Below are 25884 nucleotides of genomic sequence, written 5' to 3'. Positions count from 1 at the left end.
AATTTTTTTTTTATAAATATTGACTACATTTGATTGTCATGAAATATTATTATCATTTACTACTTATTCTCCTTTTTTTTACGATTCCCTCTTTTGGACAAAAAGAAGCGGCTATATGGTATTTTGGTAATAACGCTGGTCTAGATTTCAATTCTGGGAGTCCAGTTGCTTTAACAAATGGTAAATTGGTTACAAAAGAAGGTTGTACCACTATTTCTGACAAAAACGGTAATTTACTTTTTTATACAGATGGCTCCATCGTTTTCAATAAAAACCATCAAGTTATGCCAAATGGCTATGGTCTAATGGGACATAACTCAAGTACTCAATCGGCGATAATCATTCCAAAACCAAACAATCCTTACATCTATTATATATTTACCGTTGACCAACCGCTTCCAGCAAATGCAGATGATAATCCATTAAATGATATGGATGCTCCAAATAATGGTTTAAATTACTCCCAAGTGGACATCAGATTAGATAATGGTCTAGGCGATGTAGTAATTACAGAAAAAAATATTCCTTTGGTCACTTACAATCCAAATGACAGCGAAGAAATCAAATACAAATGTTCCGAAAAAATTACTGCCGTTCAACACGGAGATGGTGTTTCGTTTTGGGTAATTACTCATTTTATAAATAATTTTTATACTTTTAAAATAAGTACACAAGGAGTCAACAAAATACCTGTCAAGACAACGACTGCTTTTACTATTCCAATAGGCGGTTATCTTGCCAATGCAATTGGATATTTAAAAGCTTCTCCAAACGGTAAAAAAGTAGTTATCGCAAACAATTCATCAAGGCGAACTAATGAAAAGGGACCAAAAGGAAATCCTATCAGAGATACTGGGAATGTTATACTTTTCGATTTCGATTCTAGTACAGGAAAAACTAGCAATGAAATATCGTTATTGAATAATTCAAATCCTTACGGTGTAGAATTTTCGGCTAAAACAAAAAAATTATATGTTACGGCAAATAAATTTAATGCTGATGGCGAAACTATTCTAGAAAGTTCATTAATTCAATATGACCTAAAAAGTGCCAATATCTTATCCTCAAAGACTATTGTAAATACATCACCTCTTATCTCAGGAGCCCTGCAATTAGCCATTGACGAAAAAATATATCGCGCAGGATATCTTACAACTGATTTTAAACGTAATAAAATTTCCGTAATCAACAATCCAGAATTAGATGGAACCAGCTGCAATTATATACCAAATGCCATTGATTTGAAAACAGGTAGTATAGAACAGGGACTGCCGCCCTTTATAACCTCTCTATTTCTTTATACTTTTAGCCACGAATTTAATTGTTTTGGCCAAGCCACACATTTTTTCATCAATTCAGTCGAAACAATTGACTCTGTTGTTTGGGATTTTGGCGATGGAACGATATCGACTGAAAGGGAACCGTATCACACTTATTTGAATCCAGGTGATTATAAAGTAACTTTGACAAAAACGGTAAATGGTGAAAACAGGGAACCTGTAGAAAAAACCATTACAATATTTGAAACTCCAAACATATTGGCAACGCCTTATAAATTGATACAATGTGACACCCAAGACACTTTTCCCACTGACGGCTTATCAATATTCAATTTATCTCTTGCCAATGAACCACTATGTTTAGGAAAAAAAGATTATGAAGTAAACTACTATCATAGCATTGCCGAAGCCGAAAATGATACTGAAAACATTCAATCCCTCCCTGTCATTTACCAAAATAGCATTCCGGATGAAACTCTATATGCAAAAGTATTTCAAGCGAACTCTTCATGCTACAACATAGCAACAATTATTTTACATGCCAATAAAAATAATACAATACTTCCTGAACCTTTCAACAAATGCGACATTGGCGATGGAACTGCATCATTTGATTTAGAGCAAAAGAAGACATTAATCAAAACAGAATTGAGCTTGCCAGCAGATGTTAATTTGTTTTTTTATTCCTCTAAAAACGATGCGGATTTAGGCAAAAATGAATTAAAAGAGACATACATATCAACTTCGAAGTCACTGTTTATCAGAGCAGAAAATACCGAAGGCTGTTATGGAACCGGAAATTTTGAAATTATAGTCGAGCCATCACCAATAATTAATATTTTAGAAAACATAATTCTATGTGAAGGACTTGAAAATCCTTCCATATTATTAAATTCAGGTATTATATCTACCGACAAAACTAGTGATTTTACATATTTATGGTCAACAGGCGAAATAACTCCAACAATATCAATAAACAAAGAAGGCGAATATGAAGTAACTGTAACGAACAGATCTGGCTGTGCAGCTAAACGAAAATGTATAGTTACCCTATCATACTTACCTAAGATAAACAATATAATTGTACACGATTTAGAGCAAACAAACCATGTCATAATAGACGTAAATAATCCAAACGACTATAAATATCTGATTCATTTTCAAAATGGAACAGAAACTCCATTTCAAAGTTCTACCATTTTTGAAAATCTACCTGGAGGATTTCATGAATTAATAGCGGAGAATAATGATGGGTGTGGTCAAACAACAAAAAGTTTTGCAATATTAAATGCTCCCAAATACTTTACTCCTAATGGTGACACTTACAATGATTATTGGAATCTAAAAGGAATAAATAGCAATATCTATGAAAAAGCTATTATATATATTTTTGACAGATATGGAAAATTATTGAAACAATTATCTCCTTCAGGACTTGGTTGGGATGGGACGTACACTGGAAAATTAATGCCTGCAGAAGATTATTGGTTCACCATAAAATTAGAAGACGGAAGAGAAGCTAAAGGGCATTTTAGTTTAAAGAGATAGTTTAGTTATAGGGCATGCCACCATTAATGGAAAGGGCTACTCATTGTTGTAATGAGTAGCCCTTTCCATTAATGTTGTCGGGCTATCCACGCTACTTCGGTAGCTAGTTCCTATCCCTCATGCAAATCCATAGTAATAAAGAAATCTAATTTTAACAATTACAATTATCCTGTCAAAAAAAAAGCCATTCGAATCAACGAATGGCTTACAATATTATAAAAAATAGAATTAGATTTTAAATCTTTTTCTATCAGTTTCCGTCAAATAGATTTTTCTCAAACGAATAGATTTTGGAGTTACCTCAACATATTCATCTTTTTGAATGTATTCTAAAGCTTCTTCTAGTGAGAAAATAATTGGAGGAATAATTCTTGCTTTCTCGTCATTTCCTGATGAACGAACGTTAGATTGTTTTTTCTCTTTTGTTACGTTTACACACATATCATCACCACGAGAGTTTTCTCCAATTACCTGACCTTCGTAAATTTCAGCATTTGGTTCAACAAAAAACTTACCACGATCTTGTAATTTATCTATAGAATAAGGAATAGCTTTTCCTTTTTCCATAGAAATCAATGAACCTTTGTTACGTCCGGCAATTTCTCCTTTGTAAGGTTCATATCCGATGAAACGGTGTGCCATAATAGCCTCACCAGCTGTTGCAGTAAGTAATTGATTACGCAATCCAATAATTCCACGTGATGGAATATTAAATTTTACAATCATACGTTCCCCTTTAGTTTCCATGCTTAGCATTTCGCCTTTACGCATAGTAACGAACTCAACCGCTCTACCCGAAAGTGATTCTGGCAAATCGATTGTTAATTCCTCAATTGGCTCACATTTTTTTCCATCAATTTCTTTGATGATAACTTGTGGTTGACCGATTTGCAATTCATAACCTTCTCTTCTCATTGTTTCAATAAGAACAGATAAGTGAAGTACACCACGACCAAAAACCATAAACTTATCAGCTGAATCAGTTTCTCCCAATTTCATTGCTAAGTTTTTCTCTAATTCTTTTGTCAAACGGTCTCTAATATGACGAGAAGTTACAAATTTACCCTCTTTACCAAAGAAAGGAGAGTCATTAATTGTAAACAACATACTCATAGTCGGCTCGTCAATATCAATTGTTTTCAATGCTTCTGGGTTTTCAAAATCAGCGATAGTATCTCCAATTTCAAATCCTTCAACACCAATAATTGCACAAATATCTCCAGCAATAACTTGTTGTACTTTTTTACGACCAAGTCCTTCAAAAGTATGAAGTTCTTTAATTCTAGATTTCATTATTGTACCGTCTCTTTTTACTAAAGAGATTGGCATACCTTCATTCAAAATACCTCTTTCAAGACGACCGATAGCGATACGACCTGTAAATGCTGAGAAATCTAATGATGTAATCAACATTTGTGGTGTTCCTTCAGAAACTTTAGGAGCTGGTACATTTTCTATAACCATATCCAACAATGCTTCCACATTATCAGTTACGTTTTCCCAATGGTCAGACATCCAGTTATTTTTAGCAGAACCGTAAACAGTTGGAAAATCCAATTGCCACTCTTCAGCACCTAATTCAAACATTAGGTCAAAAACTTTTTCATGTACTTCTTCAGGAGTACAGTTTTCTTTATCAACTTTATTGATTACAACGCAAGGTTTAAGACCTAAATCAATAGCTTTTTGAAGAACAAAACGAGTTTGAGGCATAGGTCCTTCAAAAGCATCTACAAGTAGACAAACTCCATCAGCCATGTTCAATACACGCTCTACTTCACCACCAAAATCGGCGTGACCAGGAGTATCGATAATGTTGATTTTTGTTCCTTTGTATACTACAGAAACATTCTTTGAAGTAATAGTGATACCTCTTTCACGCTCTAAGTCGTTGTTATCAAGGATTAAGTCACCTGTGTTTTCGTTGTCACGAAATAACTGACAGTGATACATAATTTTATCAACCAAAGTTGTTTTACCGTGATCGACGTGGGCAATAATTGCAATGTTTCTAATAGATTCCATCTGTGATTTTTAATGGGTGCAAAGGTACACTTTATTTTGATATAAAAAATATTTATCCAATAGTTTACATATTGTTAACCTATTAGACACAAAAACAGACCTTAAAAAAAACCTAAAAAATAAGTTCCCATTGATGTTTAATAATTCGGCAATAATTATTTATATTTGAGTAATGAAAAGCAAAACCAATCAAGTAATCATCATCTACATTCTTATTTCAATGTTTGTAGCTATTGTTAGTCATAAACTATTACTACAATATATTTCTAATGAAAAACTCCCATTATATACCTTTACCAGGGATATATTATTTATACTCTTTACCGGAATAATCTTCAAACTTATCCTCTCAAAAAACGACAACCGAAACATAGCGACATTTGAAAAAATTAAAAATTCGAATAACGAAATTAAGGAATCAAATGAAAAATATGACATTGTAGCAAAGGCAACCAGCGACACTATTTGGGACTGGAAAATAGAGGATGACAATTTTTCTTGGAACAAAGGAATCGAGAATGTTTTTGGTTACAAACAAGAAGAAGTGGGTGAAAATTCAACATGGTGGTTTGATAAAATACATCCTGAGGACAGTATCAAAATGTCTGTTAAATTATACTCTTTCATCGAACAAAAAACGGAAAAATGGCAAGATCAATACCGTTTCAGATGTTCTGATAACTCTTACAAATATGTATTAGACAGAGGATTTCTTTTGAAAGATGAAAATGGTAAAGCAATCCGAATGATTGGAGCCATACAAGATATTACCAAACAAAAAGAGGAAGAGCAGAGACTTAAATTATTAGAGACGGTAATTACTCAATCCAAAGACTCCATTATCATTACAGAAGCTGACTCTATTGACGCAAAAATCCCAAATATCATTTATGTAAACCCTGCTTTTTCCATCATGTCAGGATACGAATCTGATGAAATTATTGGAAAATCCCCAGATCTTTTCAACAGTCCAAACTCAGATGTTAGTGAGCTTGAAAAATTATTGAAAGCAATAAAAAATAAAGAAGAATGCCTGATAGAAACCATCAGCTATACCAAAAATAAAGATGAATACTGGGTACGTCTTTCTATGATCCCAATTTACAATGCTGACAATGAACTTTCCCACTGGATTTCCATTCAAAGAGACATTACCGAAGAAAAAAAGCAAGAAAAGGAAAAAGAACAACTTATAAGAGAACTAACTCAAAACAATAAAGATTTAAAGCAATTCTCTTATATTACTTCACACAACCTTAGAGCGCCATTATCAAACCTGACCGGTCTTTTAAACTTAATTGAAGACATCCCTATTGAAGATCAAGAGTTAAAAGAAATATTAAGCGGTTTTAATAAATCTACCCATCAACTAAACGACACTATTAACGATCTTGTCAAAGTGATTATTATAAAAGATAACCCCTCGATTAAAAAAGAAGCGGTACTGATAAAAGAGATTTTCGAAAATGTTTTTAGTCAACTTAATTTCCAAATTGAATTGTACAAACCCATAATCAAACTCAATTTTGAAAAAGTTTCTATAATAAACACCAACAAAGCTTATATTGAGAGCATATTATTGAATCTATTGACAAATTCTATCAAATACAAATCAGAAAACAGAAAACTGAAGATAACCATAACCACCGAAGAAATTGATGATACTGTTGTTTTAATTTTTAAAGACAACGGAATAGGAATCGACTTAGTACGAAATAAAGATAAGGTTTTTGGACTATACCAGCGTTTCCATAATTATCCAGACAGTAAAGGACTAGGTTTATACCTAGTAAAATCACAAGTTGAAACTATGGGAGGAACAATAGATATTGAAAGCGAAGTCAACAAAGGAACTACATTTACATTAACATTTAAAAACAAACAATGATGTTAGATCAAATTCTATGTATTGATGACGACCCTATAACACTGATGCTTTGTAAAAAAGTAATTGTAAAATCCTCATTTTCAAATGAAATAATCACATCACAAAATGGCGAAGAAGCCCTTAGCTACTTCAACACTATTAAATATACAAATAACCAAAACAAGCCAATTCCACAACCACAATTAATCTTTTTAGATTTAAACATGCCTGTAATGGGAGGTTGGGAATTTCTGGATTATTTCAATAGCGAAGAATTTTCAGAATTCAACACTATAAAAGTAGTCGTTCTTTCCTCTACAATTGATCCCGAAGACCTCGAAAAATCGAAACAATACCCAATGGTAATTGACTTTTTATCAAAGCCTATCAGTCAATCGATGCTTGAATATCTGAAGAATAAATTAAAATAAAAAAATACAAGACATAAAAAAAGCTCTCATAAATGAGAGCTTTTTTTATATATAACAAATTGTTTTAATTACAATTTAGCAACAAGTTTCGTTAATTTAGATTTTAAATTAGAAGCTTTATTATCATGAATGATATTTTTCTTAGCTAATTTATCAATCATAGAAATTACACTTGATAATTTAGATGTAGCATCAGTTTTATCAGTTGCTATTCTTAACGCTTTAATAGCATTACGAGTAGTCTTGTGTTGGTATCTGTTTAATACTCTTCTCTTTTCGTTACTTCTAATTCTTTTTAGAGCTGATTTATGATTTGCCATTTTACTTTATTTTTTTTTAATTGTAATAATTGTTATAATTTATTAGTTAAAAAAGAAAAACCTCCCACAATTGTTAATCAATCACTTTGGTTTTAACTAATAAAACAACGATTGGAGACACCAACCTCTGTTTTACAAAACTTATTTACAACTAATCGTAGTCCGTAAGGGAATCGAACCCCTGTTACCAAGACGAAATCTTGGCGTCCTAACCCCTAGACGAACGGACCATTATCCCCTAAGTTTTTATCAATCTAAAACATTGAAATTGTAGCCCGTAGCGGAATCGAACCGCTCTTACATGGATGAAAACCATGCGTCCTAACCGATAGACGAACGGGCCATTATTCCTTCTAAGTTCAGGAAAACTTTAATATGCAATAAAAATAGTAGCCCGTAGCGGAATCGAACCGCTCTTACATGGATGAAAACCATGCGTCCTAACCGATAGACGAACGGGCCCTGCTTCTCTAATGCGGATGCAAAAATACAACTATTTTTGAAACGTACAATAGTACATGCAAAAAAAATTATTATTTTTTAATACGCCTTTGCAAACAGCACTCTTCCAATGGAGATTTCCCCAGTGAAAACGCAGCTTCCCGCCTCTTCTACTCTATCCAAAGGAATACATCTAATAGTAGCTTTAGTCAACTCTTTAATCTTCTCTTCTGTGGCAGCTGTTCCATCCCAATGCGCTGATACAAAACCTCCTTTAGAATCTATAACCTCTTTAAACTCTTCAAAACTATTTACTTCAGTAATATGCGTATTTCTATAATTTAATGCTTTTTCGAATAATTCTTTTTGAATTTTCTCAAGCAAATCGCTAATGTAAGTTTCGATTCCATCTTTAGAAACAACTTCTTTAGTCAGGGTATCTCTTCTTGCGACCTCAAAAGTTCCATTTTCTAAATCTTTGGGACCTACAGCAATTCGTACCGGCACTCCTTTTAATTCCCACTCCGCAAATTTAAAACCTGGTTTTTGAGTAGTTCTGTTATCAAATTTTACAGAGATATTCATTTTTCGCAAAGCAGCAGTCAAAACATTTACCTCAGTACTTATAGCTTCTAATTGCTCATCTGATTTATAAATAGGCACAATCACGACTTGAATAGGCGCTAAACTAGGAGGCAAAACCAATCCCTGATCATCTGAATGCGTCATTACTAATGCACCCATCAAACGAGTTGAAACACCCCAAGAAGTCCCCCAAACATATTCTTGCTTTCCTTCGGCATTTGCAAATTTAACATCAAAAGCTTTAGCAAAATTCTGTCCTAAGAAATGTGAAGTTCCCGCTTGCAAAGCTTTACCATCTTGCATCAACGCTTCGATACAGTAGGTTTCTTCTGCTCCGGCAAAACGTTCTGTTTCAGTTTTTATTCCTTTTATAACTGGGATCGCCATAAAATTTTGGGCGAAATCAGCATATACATTCATCATTTTTTCTGATTCTTCCACAGCCTCCGCTTTGGTAGCGTGCGCAGTATGTCCTTCTTGCCATAAAAATTCTGCTGTACGCAAAAACAATCTGGTTCTCATTTCCCAACGCACCACATTAGCCCATTGATTAATTAACAAAGGTAAATCCCTGTACGATTGAACCCATCCTTTGTATGTAGACCAAATAATAGCTTCACTAGTAGGACGAACAATTAATTCTTCTTCTAATTTTGCATTAGGATCAACCATAAGTTTCCCAGGTCTATCAGGATCATTTTTTAAACGATAATGAGTCACAACAGCACATTCTTTTGCAAATCCTTCCGCATTTTTCTCCTCTGCCTCAAACATGCTTTTTGGAACAAATAAAGGAAAATAGGCATTTTGATGACCAGTTTCTTTAAACATTCGATCCAATTCAGCTTGCATTTTTTCCCATATTGCATATCCGTACGGTTTGATAACCATACACCCTCTAACTGCTGAATTTTCGGCTAAATCGGCCTTGACAACCAACTCATTATACCATTTTGAATAATCTTCTGCTCTTGTAGTTAAGTTCTTACTCATATTGAATAGTTTGGCACAAATTTTGCATTAATATTTTTAAATAAATAGTTCAGCAAAACTAACTATTTTTGTAATGTGCAACAATAAAAACTCCATATATATGAAAACTAGTACTCTTTCCTTCCGAAACCCAACAATATATTACTTCGTTGGATTTTTGAGCATCTTGTTGACATCTTGTGGCTCATACCAAAACAGTTCTTACTATGATTCCGATGGAATTTATGGTAACGCTCCAAGAAGAGCTGTAGAAGTAGAGACGCAAAATGATCCAAATAATCAATACAAAGATTACTTTGGGTCTTTGCAAAACAACAATCAATCGGTAGAAATTTTTACAGATGTAGACAACTACAATGATTATAACATAGAAAACGATAGCCTAGACTATAACAACTATCCCGGATGGGGCAGTAATCCTCAAACCGTAAGCATAAACGTTTATGATAATGGATGGGGTATGAACAATTGGTATAGTAACAACTGGGGATGGAATGGCGGTTTCGGTTGGGGAATGAACAACTGGTACGGAAACAATTGGGGTTGGAACGGCGGTTTTGGCTGGGGAAACAACATTGGTTTCGGATGGAATAACTGGGGATGGAATAATTATTACGGTAACAATTGGGGATGGAATAACTGGTATGGAAACAACTGGGGTTATTCAAATTATTACAACAATAGAGCGTACTCACACAATCCAGGTCGCAGAGGTTCTTCGTACGCAAATTCAGTAAATAGCAATCGAAATTCTGGAAATTATAATAGAACACAAAGCACTACAATTAACAGAAGAGCTGTAAACTCAGACTATAGAGGAAATAACAGCACTGATTTTGGTAGAGGTTCAGCAGGTCGATTGAACAGAACAAGTCCAACTTTTTCTAGAAATCAAGTACAATCACAAAACAATTCTAATTATAATCTAGGCAGAAGAGGTAATACCACCAATGCTCGAAATGAAAGTAACACTCCTTCCAGATCATACACTCCTGCTACCAGAAATGACAGCAATTCGAGATCGTATAGTCCAAGTTCTAATAGCAGCTCAAGATCCAGTAATTCTGGTGGCGGTGGTGGAAGATCGACTGGCGGCGGCGGAAGAGGCGGAAGAGGATAATCCGATTCGTTTTACTTAAATATTACTAAATTAAAACTTTCGAAATACATGAAAAAATATATATTTTTATTAGCATTAGGTTTGACAGCAAGCGTTGCGCAATCACAAGAAATCTCTGATGCGATGCGTTATTCACAGGATAATTTGAACGGAACTGCCCGCTTTAGAGCAATGAGTGGCGCATTTGGTGCACTTGGCGGTGATTTGTCTTCTATTAATGTAAATCCTGCCGGTTCAGCTATTTTCACTAATAACCAAATGGCGATTACGCTGAGTAATAACGACATTAAAAACAATTCGAATTACTTTGGGACTAACTCATCCGAGAAATCCAATTCTTTCGATTTGAACCAAGCCGGAGCTATTTTTGTATTCAACAACAGAAATACAAATAGCAATTGGACAAAAGTTTCAATGGGCATAAATTATGAAAACACCAACAATTTTGATAATGGATTATTTTCTGCAGGAACTAATCCAAACAATTCTGTAGCCAATTATTTTTTAAGTTATGCCAATAACGGAAATAATGGAGCGCCCGTTCCGCAACAGTTTGTCAATAGAGAACCCGGAGAATCAATATCTGATTTATACTCGTTTTTAGGAAGTAATTTACCTAATAGTCAATTTCCTAGACTAAGCGGTTTTGATGCACAGCAAGCATTTTTAGGATACCAAGCCTTTGTTATAGATGCAGTTGATGAAAACAATAACAATTCTGCCTATACCTCAAATACTCCTTCAGGAGGAAATTATTATCAGGAAAATTCAGTTTACAGCACCGGATATAATGGAAAATTATCATTCAATGCAGCCACTTCTTACAAAGATAAATTATACATTGGATTAAACTTAAATTCGCATTTTACTGATTATCAAAAATCGTCTAGTTTTTACGAAGACAATAATGCGCCATTAACTAATAATTATACCGTTTCAAGATTGCAATTCAATAATGACTTAAACACTTACGGAACTGGATTCTCGTTTCAAGTGGGAGCCATTGCAAAATTGACGAATGAAGTTCGTTTTGGACTAGCATATGAATCTTCAACTTGGTATAAATTGACGGATGAATTATCACAAAGTCTTGTTGCGGTAAGTGCCAATACTGGCGGAGAATTACCCGCAGATGTAGTAGATCCGGAGGTTATAAATATTTATGAAACTTATACATTACAAACTCCAAGCAAGCTAACCGGAAGTTTCGCTTACGTTTTTGGAAAATCTGGATTAATCAGTGTTGATTATGCTATTAAAGATTATAGTAATACTAAATTCAAACCTGAAAACGACTCTTATTTTAATGATTTAAATAGTGACATCAATTCAATATTAGACACTACTGGAGAATTAAGGATAGGTGCTGAATACAAAATAGAGGCTTTGAGCTTAAGAGCAGGATATCGTTATGAACAAAGTCCTTATAAAAACGGAGTGACAATAGGTGATTTGACTGGATATTCAGCTGGTTTAGGATATAGTTTTGGTTCAACCAAAGTAGATTTAGCGTATTCTTATGCCAAAAGAAATTCTCAACAAGGATTTTTCAATCAAGGATTTACGGACGGAGCAAGTGTAGATGCTATTAATAATACAGTGTCTGTATCCCTTTTGTTTGAATTGTAATTTTACCAAAAAATAAAATTTAGAATCCGTTTCGTGATTATGAAACGGATTTTTTTTAGCCCTGATTACTTCACTTAATTTCAATTTTAAGCGGAGTTCAGTGAACTTCGTTTGCAGTGAAAATTCTCCCGATTTTTTCGGAAGATTTTAAGGTATAGCAGGAATAGCTCCAAAAGAACATCGGCAAGAAGCCTAAACAATACCGAAAAGTATCGGGAAAGTTTGAATAAAAAATTGTAATTTTGCAAAATTCCCAAAATATCGGGATTATACTGTTATGAGAACTAAGTCTTTAAAGAAAAATAAAATTAACGTAATCACTCTTGGGTGTTCGAAAAATGTGTATGATAGTGAAGTGCTTATGGGCCAACTTCGCGCCAGTGGTAAAGACGTACAACATGAAGCTCCAGAAGCCGAAGAAGGCAATATTATTGTTATAAATACCTGCGGATTCATTGATAATGCTAAAGCAGAATCAGTGAATATGATATTAGAATATGCTGACAAAAAAGAAAGAGGACTGGTTGACAAAGTGTTTGTTACCGGATGTCTTTCAGAGCGTTACCGCCCGGATTTAGAAAAGGAAATTCCTAATGTAGACCAGTTTTTTGGAACTACGGAGTTGCCACAATTATTGAAAGCTTTAGGTGCCGATTATAAACATGAATTATTGGGAGAACGTTTGACTACTACTCCAAAAAATTATGCGTATTTAAAAATTTCTGAAGGTTGTGACAGACCGTGTAGCTTTTGCGCAATTCCATTGATGCGAGGAAAAAACGTTTCGCAAACTATTGAAAAATTGGTGAAAGAATCAGAAGGTTTAGCCAAAAATGGGGTAAAAGAATTAATTTTAATTGCTCAGGATTTGACCTATTATGGCTTAGATCTATATAAAAAGAGAGCCCTTGGAGAATTATTGGAAGCATTGGTAAAAGTAGAAGGAATCGAATGGATTCGTCTGCATTACGCCTTCCCTACCGGTTTCCCAATGGAAGTATTGGAAATCATGAAACGTGAACCAAAAATTTGCAATTATATTGATATTCCGTTGCAACACATTGCTGATTCAGTATTGAAATCAATGCGCCGTGGAACGACTCAGGAAAAAACAACAAAATTATTAAAAGATTTCCGTGCGGCAGTTCCAGGAATGGCAATTCGTACTACGTTGATCGTAGGATATCCTGGAGAAACTCAAGAGGATTTCAACATACTTAAAGATTTTGTTCAGGAAATGAAGTTTGACAGAATGGGTTGTTTTGCTTATTCACATGAAGAAAATACGCATGCTTACTTACTTGAAGATGACGTTCCAGATACTGTAAAACAAGAGCGTGCTAATGAAATCATGGAATTACAATCCCAAATTTCTTGGGATTTGAACCAAGAAAAAGTCGGACAAAAGTTTAAATGCATCATCGACAGAAAAGAAGGTGGACATTTTGTAGGAAGAACCGAATTTGACAGTCCTGATGTAGACAATGAAGTATTAATTGACGCTAGCAAACATTACGTGAAAACGGGTGAGTTTGTAATGATAAAAATCATTGAAGCAACAGAATTCGATTTGTACGGAGAACCAGCATAATTTTTGGGGACGATTTTTAAAATCATTTTAAAACGCTATTTATGAAACTAATTCATTCTTTACTAATTTTCGCATTTGTACTATTATCAACAAATACTATTTCCGCACAATACGGGAATGGCGGATATGGAAATGGTTACGGGAGCAATCGTAGAATGAATAGCGGAATGGACCAAACCAGAGCAATAGACAAACCAAAAGAAATTCCTGTTGAAGTCACCGTTGGAAAAATTATAGAGAAGATAAAACCGGAACTCAATCTTGATGCACTTCAGGAAATTGCCATCTCGAATATTCTGATAGAAAGTATAAGAACACAAGGCATGCTTATAAAAGCAGAGGTTAGCCAAGAAGATAAAATAAAAAATGTCCAAGCGCTATCAGAAGTCACAGACAGAAAAATAATGGAATTGCTTAATAAGGACCAGAAAGAAAAATATATTGCAATGAATGAAGAAGCAAAAAATCCAAAAAAATCGAAAGCTAAAAAGAAAGCTAAACAATAATTTTTTTGTTAAACACAAAAATTAATTCCCAATATGAGAAAAATTTTTTACTACTTAATTTTTGCTGTTGTCATCACTTCATGCTCCACGAATCCTTACAAAAAGAGCGAGAAAATATACGACTCTAAACTAAAAACACTTAAAGAAACTATTTCTAATAAGGAATCACAACCACTACCGGTGATCCCTAAAGTAGTACTAAATGTTGATACTTTATATACTAAACAATTGCACACGTATAAAGACACAATATTCAAAATGGGTTCAACACCACTAGAAAATGGCATTAATACGGAATGGATTGGAACTGTAAATTTTAATTTAAGAAAACCCAATTTTATCATTATCCACCATACCGCACAAGATTCATTACAACAAACTATAAAAACCTTTACAAAAATTGAGGCTCAAGTTAGTTCTCATTATGTCATTTCGGACGACGGCAAAGTGGTTCAAATGTTGAATGATTATCTCAGAGCGTGGCATGCAGGAAATGGTTCTTGGGGAAAAAATACTGATATTAATTCCACATCAATAGGAATCGAACTGGATAACAACGGAACTGAGTTGTTTTCTGAAGCGCAAATCAATAGTTTATTAGCGCTTTTGACTAAACTGAAAAAGGATTATAATATACCAGTACAAAATATCATTGGTCACGCGGATATTGCGCCAACCAGAAAAAAAGACCCTAGCGCATTATTTCCATGGAAAATCCTAGCTGAGAAAGGATTTGGAATTTGGCCCGATGAATATTTAGAAACAGCTCCTGCTGATTTCAATGTAGAACAAGGATTGCGAATCATAGGATATGATACAAAAAATTTACCAGCGGCAATTATGGCTTTCAAACTCCATTTTATTCAAACTGAAGTCAACGATCTTTTAAATGAAAAAACAATAAACACTATTTATTCTATTTATAAAAAACAATAATTAGTAGTACAATCAAACTATAAAAACGGTTTTTTGAATCTTTCAAAAAACCGTTTTCTTTTGCAATAAAGTCATATCAAACGCTAGTCATTACAATACGCAGTTTGTTTCAGCAGCGAAAACTTGATAAAAAAACTGCCAAAATACTTTAGAATATCTTGGCAGCAAAAAAAAAAAAAAATATTATTGAGGAATTAGAAAGAATAGGTTGTTGCCAATAAAGCATAAGCAGTAACACCTTTTGGGGCTGCATCACTATTTGAAAAGATATCTTGAGATGCTGTGTCTACACGAAATTCAGGAATAATAGTTAGGTTTCCTACTTTATAATTTAATGATAAAGTATTCCCTATCACACTTGTTCCTGCTAGTACACCAAGACCCGCTGTAGCTTCTTTAGCATCCAGATATTCTAATCTATAAGCCAAACTCAATGATTCTTTCAATGCTAAATTTGCGTATCCAACTAAAGAGAACCATTCTCCATCTAAGGTACTATCAAAATCATTGTTAGTCATTGCGTACGTTCCATTAAATCCTAATGAAAAGGCATCACTCAGTTTTTTTGTTCCAACGAAGTCAAACTGCGTTTTATTTTCATCAGAAGATGGGTTGCTGCTTCCAGAAGTCACATTAAAATAAGCACTTCCAGTATCTCCTAAAAAGGCAACTTGCCCAATGAAAGTTTTCTGAGAAGAACCAGCCTCAATAGTTGTTTTGAAATCAGTTGGGTTTGAAACTCCTGCCATAAAACTCATCTTTCCTGAAGTATACTGAGCTTTTACACCAGTATTAAAAAATGGTCCATAGGTAAATGCATAGGACATACTGTAGTTTTTGTTATCTACTGCATCCAATAATTCATATCCAATGTGTGTTCCAAAACTTCCTGCAGTTACTTTGAATTTGTCTGAGAACTCATAGGTGAAATTCAATTGCTTAATCATAAAAGTAGTCGAATCGTCATTATACGTAAATTGAGCGGCTCTGCTACCAAAACCCAAATCAACAAAAACAGAAGCTTTCCCCATTTTATGAGAAGCCTCGATGGAAGCCATTCCCAATTCAAATGAATTATGAGAATTTGTAAAACTGGTTAAGCTATTATCTATTCCTGAAAAATCATATTTGTAATAAGCATCAGCTGATCCCGCAAAAGTAGTAGCAGGTGCTGGTGTTGTTTCTTGTGCAAATGTTAATGTTGTAGTTAGCAATAATGCTATGGCTGCTAATTGGTTTTTCATCTTTAGTTGGTTTTAGTTAGTAATCTAGTTGGTAATTTTTTGGTTTTGGTTAATACTATTTTTGAAATTTAGAAACTAGTGTTTTTACGAAAAACATGTTTTTTCACACCTTTTTAGCTCTAAATTTTCCTTTTATCTGAGGCGAATTTATTAACTTTTATTTCACTAAAATTACTATTTACAACTTTTTTACCTTGATTTAAGAAGAATTATCAATAACGAAAAATGAACAAAAAAAAATGGATATTCCATATTTATAAAGAACTATTTTAAAAATTCAATAATAACAATTTCAAACAAATACCCTTATTTTTTACAACTAATAATTAAATTCTATTAAAAAATACACACTTTTACCAAATATTAAAACAAAATAAAACAACATACCCTTTAAAAAATAGGGGTTTAATTTTTTTTTATCAAAAATAATAAATAGATATTTATATAAAAACTAATAGATTAAGATTTCATAAATTGATTCAATTTCATTAAAATTAAAACTCATTAAGCCAATAATTAAACTGTGATTCCGTCAGGTTTGCTACACGCTTATTTCTCTATTTTTTATGAAAATTTTAATAGCATAAAAAATCCTTTTTCATTAAATTTATAACATGGTTCGATTACTAATTAAGTTTTCCGTTTTGCTATTATTTGTCGCTTTTTCCTCCCTTTGGATAAGCGATAAATTATCCATGTTTTCAAATGAAAATAATCAGGATTTATACGAACAAACCGAAAAAAATGCAGAAGAAAACACTTCAGAGAGTAAAACTAAAACACTCTTTATTGCTTCAATTGAAAGTATAAATTGTTTTGAATACGATTCTTTTGAGAGTAGAAAAATCAATTCTCTTGATTCGTTTCAAATAAAAGAGTTTGTTTTACAGAATCTTACTCCACCTCCAAAACAAGCTTAAACCCATTTTTTTTACTAAAACATTATTAATCTATGTTACAATCCAAAAATGGAGACATAGAAACTCCTAATTATACACACATGAAAAATTTATTTATAGCGTTCACTTTTTTATTTACTACTTCTTTACTTGCTCAAACTCATCAAATAGTCAAACATAATGGCGAAACGATGGATGTAAACTTTATTAAAAAAGAAAATAATATAGTGTACTACACTTTACCGCAAAGTGCTGAAGAAAAAACAATCAGTCAATATGCCGTGTCACAGCTGAATGAAAAATCAAAAAGTGCTTCTGCAATCCTATCTGAAAAAATTCAACTGAATGGAAAATCTGATTATAAAAAGGTTGTTGTGCTAGAAAAACATCAAACTGAAGGATTGAAAGAATCTGGAATAATCACAAGTTTTTACGGTGGAATTAAAGGAGAATCTCCTGTATCGTTTTCAGATAACGGTGAAAAACGATTGAAACAGAATGCAGCACTAAAAGGATCGCCATTTATTGTAATTCTTTCCAATAATCCGAAAGATTTAAAAGCGGCAGTATACACCTATTAGTAAAACAAAAGCAATCATACCTGCTGTCAACTTGTATTGAAAGGTAGAAATTCAATGAAAAATCGAGAATAGATTTGTTACAATTACAAATCCTGTTCTCGATTCTTTATTTAACATCCTAAATACATACATTCTATACCAAATCTGTATTAAAAAATATTGTGCCAGTTAGTGACAATCGTTATTCGATAATTAAGGATTTCATATTCATAAATTCCTTGATTCCTATTGCGCCTAATTCTCTACCATAACCTGATTTTTTTATTCCTCCAAAAGGAACTCTGGAATCTGAACGTACCAAAGAATTTACGAATACATTTCCCGCTTCAATTTTACGCGCCAGTTGATACGCATTTTCACGGTCTTCGGTCCAGATTGCTGCAGCCAAACCATATCTGTGATTATTAGCAATAACAACTGCATCATTTGCATCCTTCGCTCTAATGATAGTAGCTAACGGTCCAAAAGTTTCTTCCTGAAACGCAACATTATTTGAATCCACAAAATCAATTAATGTGGGTTGGAAATTACAATTCTCCCGCTCTCCGCCTACTAGTAGTTTCGCTCCTTGTTGAAGTGATTTTGCCAATTGACCTTCTAATTTTTCTGCTAAGTCCAATCGTGCTAATGGCCCCATTTGAATCCCATTCTGTAATGGGTTTCCTTGTTGCAGCAATTGTACTTTTTTCGTAAAAAGAGCAGCGAATTCATCCGCAACTTTTTCAGTAACAATAAAACGTTTGGCACAAATACAAGCCTGACCAGCGTTCAACATCCTGGATTGTGTAGCAACAGTTGCAGCTTTTTCAAGATCAGCATCATTCAAAACTATAAAAGCATCTGAACCCCCTAATTCCATAACCGATTTCTTGATGTGCTTTCCTGCCAATGCAGCCACAGATGAACCCGCCATTTCACTTCCTGTCAAAGTGATACCACAAACGCTATTTGAAGCTATTACACTTTCTACTTGAGGAATATCAATAGTAATTTCTTGGAAAACACCTTCGGGAAAGCCAGCTTCTAAAAAAGCACTTTCTATTGCTTTGGCGCAGCCAATAACATTTGGCGCATGCTTTAAAAGTGTCACATTACCCGCCATAATTGCCGGAGCGGCATAACGCAATACCTGCCAGAAAGGATAATTCCAAGGCATAATGGCAAAAACAGCTCCCATCGGATCATAAACCGACATGCTTTTGAAAGGAGTATCGTAATATTCGTCTTTCAGCATTTCCGCTGCATTTTCCGCATAAAAATCACAATTTGCTGCTGATTTTTCGACCTCTGCGATGCTTTCGGAGATGATTTTACCCATCTCATTTGTAATCAGCAACCCTAATTTCTCTTTGTTTTCACGGAGAATATTAGCCAGTTTACGCATCTTGTCAGCTCTTTCTTGAAAAGAAGTATTTTTCCAAATCTTGAAAGCACTTTCGGACAATTGCAATTTTTGATTCAATTGCGCATTAGTCAATACTTCATGCTCCGCAATCACTTCTTGTGAAAATGGATTTATAGATTTAAATATCATGTTATTTATATTTTAAATTCCTCACGAATGCAGGTTTAGAAAATAGGAAATCAATTCGGAAGCAGATTTTCTAATTGATTCAGAAGAAAAGATTAACAGAAAAAGACAACTACTCAAATGGAAAATGGGAGTACTTTACATTCAAAATTTAGGAATTAATTTCCATAAAAATAGTATCCAATAATTCGAATATTTTTTCTTTATCCAATGGTTTTGTAATATAGTCCATAAAACCAAATTGCATGATTCGCTCTCTGTCTTCAAAGGAGGAATAAGCAGTCTGGGCAATAACGGGAAGTTCCGGTTTGAATACTTTTATCTGTTCAAATGCTTCAAAACCGTTTAAAACAGGCATTTTTATATCCATAAAAACCAAACTAATATCTGGGTTTTCAGCACATATATTTACGGCTTCCTGACCATTAAAAGCGCGTAAAACGGTATGGTTTTTTGATTCAATAATTTTCTTTAACAACAAGAAATTGATATTATCATCTTCCGCAATTAAAATAGTTTCATTCTCATAATTTCCAGAAAAGGATATTTTCTTCCTTGGCAAACTTTCTACTGCAGCTTCATCATACTGTAGCGGTATTGTAAATGTAAACACCGATCCAATTCCAATTGTAGATTGTACGCCTATTTCTCCGCCCAACATTTCAACATACGCCTTAGTGATAGACAAACCAAGTCCTAAACCTGTCATTTCGTTAGTAGCATTATCTTCAATTCTTCTGAATCTATCAAAAATAACTTTCGAATAATCCTCGCTAATTCCTAACCCGGAATCTTGAATCGTAAAGGTTACAACTCCTTCTTCTCTGTTTATTTTATATCCAAAAGACACGAAACCTTTTTCGGTAAATTTTACTGCGTTAGTTATTAAATTTACAATAATCTGTTTCAGTTTTGTTTCGTCAGTTAAAATATTCTTCTGAATTTTATCTGCACTTTCCACTACAAAAAACTCAATTTCTTTTTCTTTTGGAATAGTGATTTTTATGGACTTATGCAAATCGGCCATACATTTTTCTAAATCTAAACCTTTATAGTTTGGCGTAATTTGCTTTGCATCAATTCTGGACATTTCAATTAAATCCTCAATTATTGAAACTAAACTATTTCCGCTATTTCTGATGATTTTTAAATATTCGGATTTCTCATTTTCTGTCAGCTTATCATCATTCAATAAATCACTAAAACCCATGATGGCATTCATAGGAGTTCTGATTTCATGCGATAAATTAGCTAAGAATGATGATTTTAACGTATCACTTTCTTCGGCTTTTTGCTTGGCAATCTCTAATTGCGTCCTTTGGTTATTATTTTCTTCAAAAAGATTTCCAATGTAACCAAACTCTCCTTTGGATTTTCTTAAACTATTTATCGACTTAACATTTCCGGTTTCCAAGATATTCTTGACTAACTTTAAAGGATTATAAACCCATTTTTTAGTATAATAAATGAAAATAAGCATGTTTATTATCGAGGCCACCACAACTATAAAAAGAATTTCTTTTGTTTTGCTGTAATTTAAATTAAAGGGTCTTTTAAAAAGTAATTTACTTACTACTTCATTTTTCCAATCTTTTAAATCCAAAGCTACTACAACAAAATCTTCTTCGGGATTCGCCACATAATCTGCATCAGTCAAATTAACTTTGGAACTGCTTATATTTCCTAAAGAAGACGAAAAAGTTTTATCTAAAAGTCTGGCCATAAAAAAATAGCCTGAAGGTTTTGTTTTACGCTTTTTTGGATCTCTTGAAGGATGAATAGTCGCGGCAAAAACCTCAACGATACCTTCAGGAATTTTTACATAAAACCTTTTAAGTTTAGATTCATAGAGTACGCTCATCATCTCTTTTGGAATAAAATCAAAACTTTTAATCCTGTTCGATGTAGTTTTATTTATTATTTTTTTATCTAAATCATAAATTCCGATATAATCCATTTCATAGGATTCAAATTCACTTACTATGAAATCATTGTACCATTTTTCATCTTTTGTTTTAGTAAAATTGACTAATTCATCCCAAAATGTAACATCGATAATTGTGGCTGTTGGCGTTTTAGAGTTAAGTCTGAACAATGATTTTACCTCATTATCATACTGATCATAGGTAGTTTTATAGAAGCGTTCTTCTTCCTTAAGTGTATATAGATACAGTGAAGTGTATAGTAGAAAAAAGAAAACAGTTGTTGAAGCAATCAACAAAAGTAATTTGAAATACGTATTTAAATTAAATAATCTGTTCATAATAATTAGACAAATAAAAAAAGTAATCAAAAAATCTTACGCATTGTTTTGTAAGATATATCACTTTTTTTTAGCTGGCGCAAGGTAAGCTTTTTTTATTCAAAAAAAAACCCAACCGATTAAACTAATGCAGTTTATCACATTTATGAGCTATTTATCAACTAATTTAACTCAATGCTTAAATCAACCTGTATTTTAATTGTGAATTTATCTCCTAGATTCCATTGAGGTTTTTATCTCATTTTTTATTTTGACTTTTTTTCCTGCGAACCAGCACTGCAAATTCAAATTATTACAAAATCTAGAATTGGAAATTCTTACATCAAAAAATAAACAGCGTCTTAAAATTTTTTTCCATAAAAAACCCCAAAGAGTAACTAACTTTTTGGGGTAATTCAAATTTTAAAATCTTAATTCTATCTAATAATTACAAAGGAATATTTCCGTGTTTTCTATTAGGAGTAATACTCTCTTTATTTTCGAGCATACTAAAAGCTTTTATCAATTTGCGTCTAGTGTCTTGTGGCAAGATTACCTCATCTACAAAACCACGTTGTGCTGCAGTGTACGGATTCGCAAATAAATCAGCATATTCCGCTTCCTTTTCTAAGAGTTTTGCTTCATGATCTTCGGCTTCGCTAATTTCTTTTTTAAAGATAATTTCAGAAGCTCCTTTGGCTCCCATCACGGCAATTTCGGCAGTTGGCCAAGCAAAATTCATATCGGCACCAATGTGTTTCGAGTTCATTACATCATACGCACCACCATAGGCTTTACGGGTAATTACAGTTACTCTCGGCACGGTTGCTTCACTTAAAGCATACAACAATTTTGCACCGTGAACGATAATTCCGTTCCACTCTTGATCGGTTCCTGGTAAAAATCCCGGTACATCCACCAAAACCAATAACGGAATATTAAAACAATCGCAAAAACGGGTAAATCTTGCTGCTTTTTTCGAACTGTTCACATCCAGACAACCAGCTAAAATCATCGGTTGGTTGGCTATAATTCCGATGCTTTTTCCTCCCAATCGGGCGAAACCGACAAGGATATTTTCGGCATAATTTTTATGAATTTCATAAAAAGAATCCTCGTCAATAATTCCACCAATCACCTCATGCATATCATACGGCTTGTTCGGATTATCCGGAATAATAGTCGCTAATTTGGTACGAACTTCGTCATTCAGTTCATAAGGTAAATTATGTGCTTTTTCTTTGTTACTCTGTGGCAAATAACTTAACAAGCGCTTCAAATCCTCCAGACATTCCACATCATTGGTAGAAGTAATATGCGCCACACCCGATTTAGTTGAATGCGAACTTGCTCCACCCAATTCCTCCGACGTTACGGTTTCATTGGTTACGGTTTTCACCACATTCGGTCCTGTTACAAACATATAACTAGTATCTTCAACCATCATCGTAAAATCAGTCATTGCTGGAGAATACACCGCACCACCGGCGCAAGGTCCCATAATCGCAGAGATTTGCGGAATCACGCCGCTGGCTTGAACGTTTCTGTAAAAAATATCGGCATAACCACCCAAAGAACGAACACCTTCCTGAATACGTGCTCCACCAGAATCATTTAGTCCAATCATGGGCGCTCCCATTTTGACTGCCATATCCATAACTTTACAGATTTTCTCAGCATGAGTTTCGGATAAAGAACCACCAAAAACTGTAAAATCCTGAGCGAAAATATAAACCAATCTCCCATTTATGGTTCCATATCCTGTAATGACTCCGTCGCCGTAATAGAGTTCTTTTTCCATTCCAAAATCAGAGGTTCGGTGCGTCACCAACATCCCAATTTCTTCAAAAGAACCTTCATCCATCAAATAATTAACGCGTTCTCTTGCCGTCAGTTTTTTATTCGAATGTTGTTTTGCTATTCTGTTTTTACCTCCACCTAAATGAGCTTCGGCAATTTTATGATTTAATGTATCTATTTTGTCTTTCATACTATTCTTTTTTTAACCGCTAATCCGCTAATTTTTTTTTAAATCATTGTTTAATTTAGTAAGCGTACGATTTTTTGATCTTCAAAATATTGTTTCAAAGCGACCTTCGCCGCGATTTCGGCTTCTTGCGCTATTTGATTTTTTAACATTGCGGCACTGTAGTAATTCTTTACAAAATGCGTGTCAAATTTCCCAGAACGAAACGCCTCATGTTCAAAAACAAATTTCCCAAAAGGCAATGTTGTCTGCACGCCTTCCACATGATAATCTTCAATGGCCTTAATCATAATTTGAATCGCTTCTTCGCGGGTTTCTCCATAAGTGATTAATTTGGCCAACATTGGATCATAATAAATAGGAATATCCATGCCTTGTTCAAAACCATTATCTACGCGAATTCCTTCACCAACAGGCAATTGATAGACATCCAAATGACCCACACTAGGCAAGAAATCATTCATCGGATCTTCGGCATACACACGCAATTCCATCGCGTGTCCTTTTATTTTCAAGTCTTCTTGTTTGATTGTCAATTCTTCACCTCTAGCCACTCTTATTTGCAGTTCTACCAAATCGGTACCGGTAATCCATTCCGTAACTGGATGTTCCACTTGCAAACGCGTATTCATCTCCAAAAAGTAGAAATTGTTGTTTTCGTCCAATAAAAATTCGACGGTTCCAGCTCCTAAATAATCACATGATTTAGCCACTAAAACGGCTGCTTCACCCATTTTTTTACGCAATTCCGGCGTTAAAACCGAAGAAGGTGCTTCTTCAATTACTTTTTGATGACGACGCTGGATACTGCATTCTCTTTCGAATAAATACAACACATTGCCATGACTGTCAGCCATAACCTGAATTTCGATATGTCTTGGTGAACCCACATATTTTTCTATAAAAACAGAACCATCTCCAAAAGCAGCAATCGCCTCACTGATAGCACGATCCATTTGAGATTCGAAATCAGCTTCGCTCTCAACCACACGCATTCCTTTTCCTCCACCACCTGCTGAAGCTTTAATCAGTATTGGAAAACCAACTTCCTTGGCAATAACTTTTGCTTTTTCAACATCTGTAATTGCTTCGTCAAAACCGGGAACCATTGGAATATTGTATTGCTTAACTGCATCTTTCGCAGCTAGTTTACTTCCCATGATTTTTATCGCTTTCGACTTTGGGCCAATAAAAATGATGTTATTTTTTTCTGCTTCTTCAGCAAAATCAGAATTTTCACTCAAAAATCCATAACCTGGGTGAATGGCATCCACGTTTAAAGATTTGGCAACCTCTATGATTTTACTTCCCAATAAATACGATTGACTCGAAGGTGCTTCTCCAATCCAAACAGCTTCATCAGCAAATTTTACGTGAGGTGCATTTCTGTCGGCAGTTGAATAAACTGCTACGGTTTTTATGCCCATTTTTTGTGCGGTTTTCATCACTCTGATAGCGATTTCCCCTCTATTGGCAACTAATATTTTTTTCATTTTTTATTTTTTAACCGCAGATTCGCTAATTTTAATTCACTTACAATAAATTCCGTTGCAAAATTCAACGCTCTATTTGTAATTTGCGAATTAGCGGTATATAGTTATTCGAATTCAATTAACAACTGCCCTTTATCCACGGCATCTCCCATCATTACCGAAATGGTTTTGATAATACCATCGCGCGGAGAAAGGAAACTGTTTTCCATTTTCATGGCCCCAAGAATAATTAAATTGTCGTTTTCTTTTACCTCTTGTCCTACCACCACACTGATTTCCAAAATCAATCCGGGCATAGGTGCTTTGATAAAATTGACTTGTTTGGTCAGTCCCGTTTCGAATCCCATTTCTTTGATTAAAATATCCAAAGGATTTGAAATAGCAACGGTATACGTGTTGTTGTTTACCTTGACGGTGTAGCTTTTTTGAAGAAAATCAGAAGTGATGATTTCCGCTTGAAAAGGAGTGTTTTCGTGTAAAACATGGAATTTATTCGTTTCCACACGCACTGCATCCAGTTGTGAAACACTTTCCTTTTCCAAATCAAAATGAAAAGTGTCGTTTACATTAACTTTATAGCCAATACTCATTTGTTTCTATTTTAGAATCGTAAAAATAAGTAAAAGAAAACGTTT

General features: G+C 34.0%; 19 protein-coding genes and 3 tRNA genes. 10 read left to right on the top strand and 12 right to left on the bottom strand.

Annotated elements, in window-relative coordinates; all coding sequences use genetic code 11:
• Positions 1-38 precede the first annotated feature (38 nt).
• Positions 39-2828 (top strand): T9SS type B sorting domain-containing protein, encoded by a 2790-nt coding sequence (locus IWX80_RS08450; RefSeq protein WP_196853044.1) that lies wholly within the window; start codon positions 39-41, stop codon positions 2826-2828.
• 228 nt (positions 2829-3056) lie between these two features.
• On the opposite strand, the gene typA is transcribed toward IWX80_RS08450, so the two are convergent.
• The gene (gene typA, locus IWX80_RS08445) at positions 3057-4853 is read right to left on the bottom strand and encodes a translational GTPase TypA (RefSeq protein ID WP_113634329.1); all 1797 of its coding nucleotides are present in this window, start codon (positions 4851-4853) and stop codon (positions 3057-3059) included.
• A 172-nt stretch (positions 4854-5025) separates the two neighbouring features.
• On the opposite strand from typA, the gene IWX80_RS08440 reads away from it, so the two are divergent.
• Complete coding sequence (locus tag IWX80_RS08440) at positions 5026-6741, top strand: PAS domain-containing sensor histidine kinase (RefSeq protein ID WP_196853043.1); 1716 nt, start codon at positions 5026-5028, stop codon at positions 6739-6741.
• On the top strand, positions 6738-7151 hold the full coding sequence (locus IWX80_RS08435; protein ID WP_334682296.1) for a response regulator: 414 nt from the start codon (positions 6738-6740) through the stop codon (positions 7149-7151). Before IWX80_RS08440 ends, IWX80_RS08435 begins: the two co-directional genes overlap by 4 nt.
• A gap of 68 nt (positions 7152-7219) precedes the next feature.
• Here IWX80_RS08435 and rpsT read toward each other — a convergent pair whose 3' ends face one another.
• The 5 genes from rpsT to proS form a co-directional block, all read right to left on the bottom strand.
• Positions 7220-7471 carry a 30S ribosomal protein S20 gene (gene rpsT, locus IWX80_RS08430; RefSeq protein ID WP_113634332.1) on the bottom strand — a complete coding sequence of 84 codons (252 nt, stop codon included), beginning with the start codon at positions 7469-7471 and terminating at the stop codon, positions 7220-7222.
• 158 nt (positions 7472-7629) lie between these two features.
• Positions 7630-7701: transfer RNA gene (locus IWX80_RS08425), tRNA-Glu, on the bottom strand.
• 41 nt (positions 7702-7742) lie between these two features.
• Positions 7743-7814, bottom strand: a tRNA-Glu gene (locus IWX80_RS08420).
• A 47-nt stretch (positions 7815-7861) separates the two neighbouring features.
• A tRNA-Glu gene (locus IWX80_RS08415) sits at positions 7862-7933 on the bottom strand.
• Positions 7934-8011: 78 nt separating this feature from the next.
• Positions 8012-9490 carry a proline--tRNA ligase gene (proS, locus tag IWX80_RS08410; protein WP_196853042.1) on the bottom strand — a complete coding sequence of 493 codons (1479 nt, stop codon included), beginning with the start codon at positions 9488-9490 and terminating at the stop codon, positions 8012-8014.
• 100 nt (positions 9491-9590) lie between these two features.
• Between proS and IWX80_RS08405 the strand changes: the two genes are divergently transcribed.
• From IWX80_RS08405 to IWX80_RS08385, 5 genes are all read left to right on the top strand, one after another.
• Positions 9591-10610, top strand: coding sequence for a hypothetical protein (locus IWX80_RS08405; protein ID WP_196853041.1), 1020 nt, complete (start codon positions 9591-9593; stop codon positions 10608-10610).
• 48 nt (positions 10611-10658) lie between these two features.
• A complete protein-coding gene (locus tag IWX80_RS08400; protein WP_196853040.1) occupies positions 10659-12239 on the top strand; it encodes an OmpP1/FadL family transporter in 1581 nt (526 codons plus the stop codon).
• A 277-nt stretch (positions 12240-12516) separates the two neighbouring features.
• A complete protein-coding gene (gene rimO / locus IWX80_RS08395; RefSeq protein ID WP_196853039.1) occupies positions 12517-13830 on the top strand; it encodes a 30S ribosomal protein S12 methylthiotransferase RimO in 1314 nt (437 codons plus the stop codon).
• A 41-nt stretch (positions 13831-13871) separates the two neighbouring features.
• Positions 13872-14336, top strand: a complete 465-nt coding sequence (locus tag IWX80_RS08390) for a hypothetical protein (protein ID WP_196853038.1) — start codon at positions 13872-13874, stop codon at positions 14334-14336.
• A gap of 33 nt (positions 14337-14369) precedes the next feature.
• Entirely contained in the window at positions 14370-15272 is a 903-nt protein-coding gene (locus tag IWX80_RS08385) for an N-acetylmuramoyl-L-alanine amidase (RefSeq protein WP_196853037.1), read from the top strand.
• 194 nt (positions 15273-15466) lie between these two features.
• Here IWX80_RS08385 and IWX80_RS08380 read toward each other — a convergent pair whose 3' ends face one another.
• The gene (locus tag IWX80_RS08380; protein ID WP_196853036.1) at positions 15467-16516 is read right to left on the bottom strand and encodes an outer membrane beta-barrel protein; all 1050 of its coding nucleotides are present in this window, start codon (positions 16514-16516) and stop codon (positions 15467-15469) included.
• A 614-nt stretch (positions 16517-17130) separates the two neighbouring features.
• On the opposite strand from IWX80_RS08380, the gene IWX80_RS08375 reads away from it, so the two are divergent.
• Together IWX80_RS08375 and IWX80_RS08370 are read left to right on the top strand one after the other, a co-directional pair.
• Positions 17131-17436 (top strand): hypothetical protein, encoded by a 306-nt coding sequence (locus IWX80_RS08375; RefSeq protein ID WP_196853035.1) that lies wholly within the window; start codon positions 17131-17133, stop codon positions 17434-17436.
• A 32-nt stretch (positions 17437-17468) separates the two neighbouring features.
• Positions 17469-17996: a hypothetical protein gene (locus tag IWX80_RS08370; protein WP_196853034.1), complete on the top strand. Its 528-nt coding sequence runs from the start codon at positions 17469-17471 to the stop codon at positions 17994-17996.
• A 181-nt stretch (positions 17997-18177) separates the two neighbouring features.
• Here the strand turns inward: IWX80_RS08370 and IWX80_RS08365 are convergent, their stop codons facing one another.
• The 5 genes from IWX80_RS08365 to IWX80_RS08345 form a co-directional block, all read right to left on the bottom strand.
• Positions 18178-19530, bottom strand: a complete 1353-nt coding sequence (locus IWX80_RS08365) for an NAD-dependent succinate-semialdehyde dehydrogenase (RefSeq protein WP_196853033.1) — start codon at positions 19528-19530, stop codon at positions 18178-18180.
• Between the two features lie 148 nt (positions 19531-19678).
• Positions 19679-21790: a response regulator gene (locus tag IWX80_RS08360; protein ID WP_196853032.1), complete on the bottom strand. Its 2112-nt coding sequence runs from the start codon at positions 21788-21790 to the stop codon at positions 19679-19681.
• A gap of 427 nt (positions 21791-22217) precedes the next feature.
• Positions 22218-23759, bottom strand: coding sequence for an acyl-CoA carboxylase subunit beta (locus tag IWX80_RS08355; RefSeq protein ID WP_113634344.1), 1542 nt, complete (start codon positions 23757-23759; stop codon positions 22218-22220).
• 50 nt (positions 23760-23809) lie between these two features.
• Positions 23810-25249 carry an acetyl-CoA carboxylase biotin carboxylase subunit gene (accC, locus tag IWX80_RS08350; RefSeq protein ID WP_196853031.1) on the bottom strand — a complete coding sequence of 480 codons (1440 nt, stop codon included), beginning with the start codon at positions 25247-25249 and terminating at the stop codon, positions 23810-23812.
• Positions 25250-25353: 104 nt separating this feature from the next.
• The gene (locus tag IWX80_RS08345; protein WP_196853030.1) at positions 25354-25839 is read right to left on the bottom strand and encodes an acetyl-CoA carboxylase biotin carboxyl carrier protein subunit; all 486 of its coding nucleotides are present in this window, start codon (positions 25837-25839) and stop codon (positions 25354-25356) included.
• Positions 25840-25884 lie beyond the last annotated feature (45 nt).

This window comes from Flavobacterium sp. CAN_S2, assembly GCF_015752255.1.
Taxonomy (GTDB): domain Bacteria; phylum Bacteroidota; class Bacteroidia; order Flavobacteriales; family Flavobacteriaceae; genus Flavobacterium.
This window is presented reverse-complemented; position numbering and strand designations above follow the sequence as displayed.

What these genes read in the sequence shown, in the direction of transcription:
- rpsT (WP_113634332.1), bottom strand. Translation starts at nt 7,471, where the DNA reads ATGGCAAATCATAAATCAGCTCTAAAAAGAATTAGAAGTAACGAAAAG.
- IWX80_RS08390 (WP_196853038.1), top strand. Translation starts at nt 13,872, where the DNA reads ATGAAACTAATTCATTCTTTACTAATTTTCGCATTTGTACTATTATCA.
- IWX80_RS08405 (WP_196853041.1), top strand. Translation starts at nt 9,591, where the DNA reads ATGAAAACTAGTACTCTTTCCTTCCGAAACCCAACAATATATTACTTC.
- IWX80_RS08440 (WP_196853043.1), top strand. Translation starts at nt 5,026, where the DNA reads ATGAAAAGCAAAACCAATCAAGTAATCATCATCTACATTCTTATTTCA.
- typA (WP_113634329.1), bottom strand. Translation starts at nt 4,853, where the DNA reads ATGGAATCTATTAGAAACATTGCAATTATTGCCCACGTCGATCACGGT.
- IWX80_RS08380 (WP_196853036.1), bottom strand. Translation starts at nt 16,516, where the DNA reads ATGAAAAACCAATTAGCAGCCATAGCATTATTGCTAACTACAACATTA.
- IWX80_RS08370 (WP_196853034.1), top strand. Translation starts at nt 17,469, where the DNA reads ATGTTACAATCCAAAAATGGAGACATAGAAACTCCTAATTATACACAC.
- IWX80_RS08450 (WP_196853044.1), top strand. Translation starts at nt 39, where the DNA reads ATGAAATATTATTATCATTTACTACTTATTCTCCTTTTTTTTACGATT.
- IWX80_RS08400 (WP_196853040.1), top strand. Translation starts at nt 10,659, where the DNA reads ATGAAAAAATATATATTTTTATTAGCATTAGGTTTGACAGCAAGCGTT.
- accC (WP_196853031.1), bottom strand. Translation starts at nt 25,249, where the DNA reads ATGAAAAAAATATTAGTTGCCAATAGAGGGGAAATCGCTATCAGAGTG.
- rimO (WP_196853039.1), top strand. Translation starts at nt 12,517, where the DNA reads ATGAGAACTAAGTCTTTAAAGAAAAATAAAATTAACGTAATCACTCTT.
- IWX80_RS08375 (WP_196853035.1), top strand. Translation starts at nt 17,131, where the DNA reads ATGGTTCGATTACTAATTAAGTTTTCCGTTTTGCTATTATTTGTCGCT.
- IWX80_RS08385 (WP_196853037.1), top strand. Translation starts at nt 14,370, where the DNA reads ATGAGAAAAATTTTTTACTACTTAATTTTTGCTGTTGTCATCACTTCA.
- IWX80_RS08360 (WP_196853032.1), bottom strand. Translation starts at nt 21,790, where the DNA reads ATGAACAGATTATTTAATTTAAATACGTATTTCAAATTACTTTTGTTG.
- IWX80_RS08365 (WP_196853033.1), bottom strand. Translation starts at nt 19,530, where the DNA reads ATGATATTTAAATCTATAAATCCATTTTCACAAGAAGTGATTGCGGAG.
- IWX80_RS08435 (WP_334682296.1), top strand. Translation starts at nt 6,738, where the DNA reads ATGATGTTAGATCAAATTCTATGTATTGATGACGACCCTATAACACTG.
- proS (WP_196853042.1), bottom strand. Translation starts at nt 9,490, where the DNA reads ATGAGTAAGAACTTAACTACAAGAGCAGAAGATTATTCAAAATGGTAT.
- IWX80_RS08345 (WP_196853030.1), bottom strand. Translation starts at nt 25,839, where the DNA reads ATGAGTATTGGCTATAAAGTTAATGTAAACGACACTTTTCATTTTGAT.
- IWX80_RS08355 (WP_113634344.1), bottom strand. Translation starts at nt 23,759, where the DNA reads ATGAAAGACAAAATAGATACATTAAATCATAAAATTGCCGAAGCTCAT.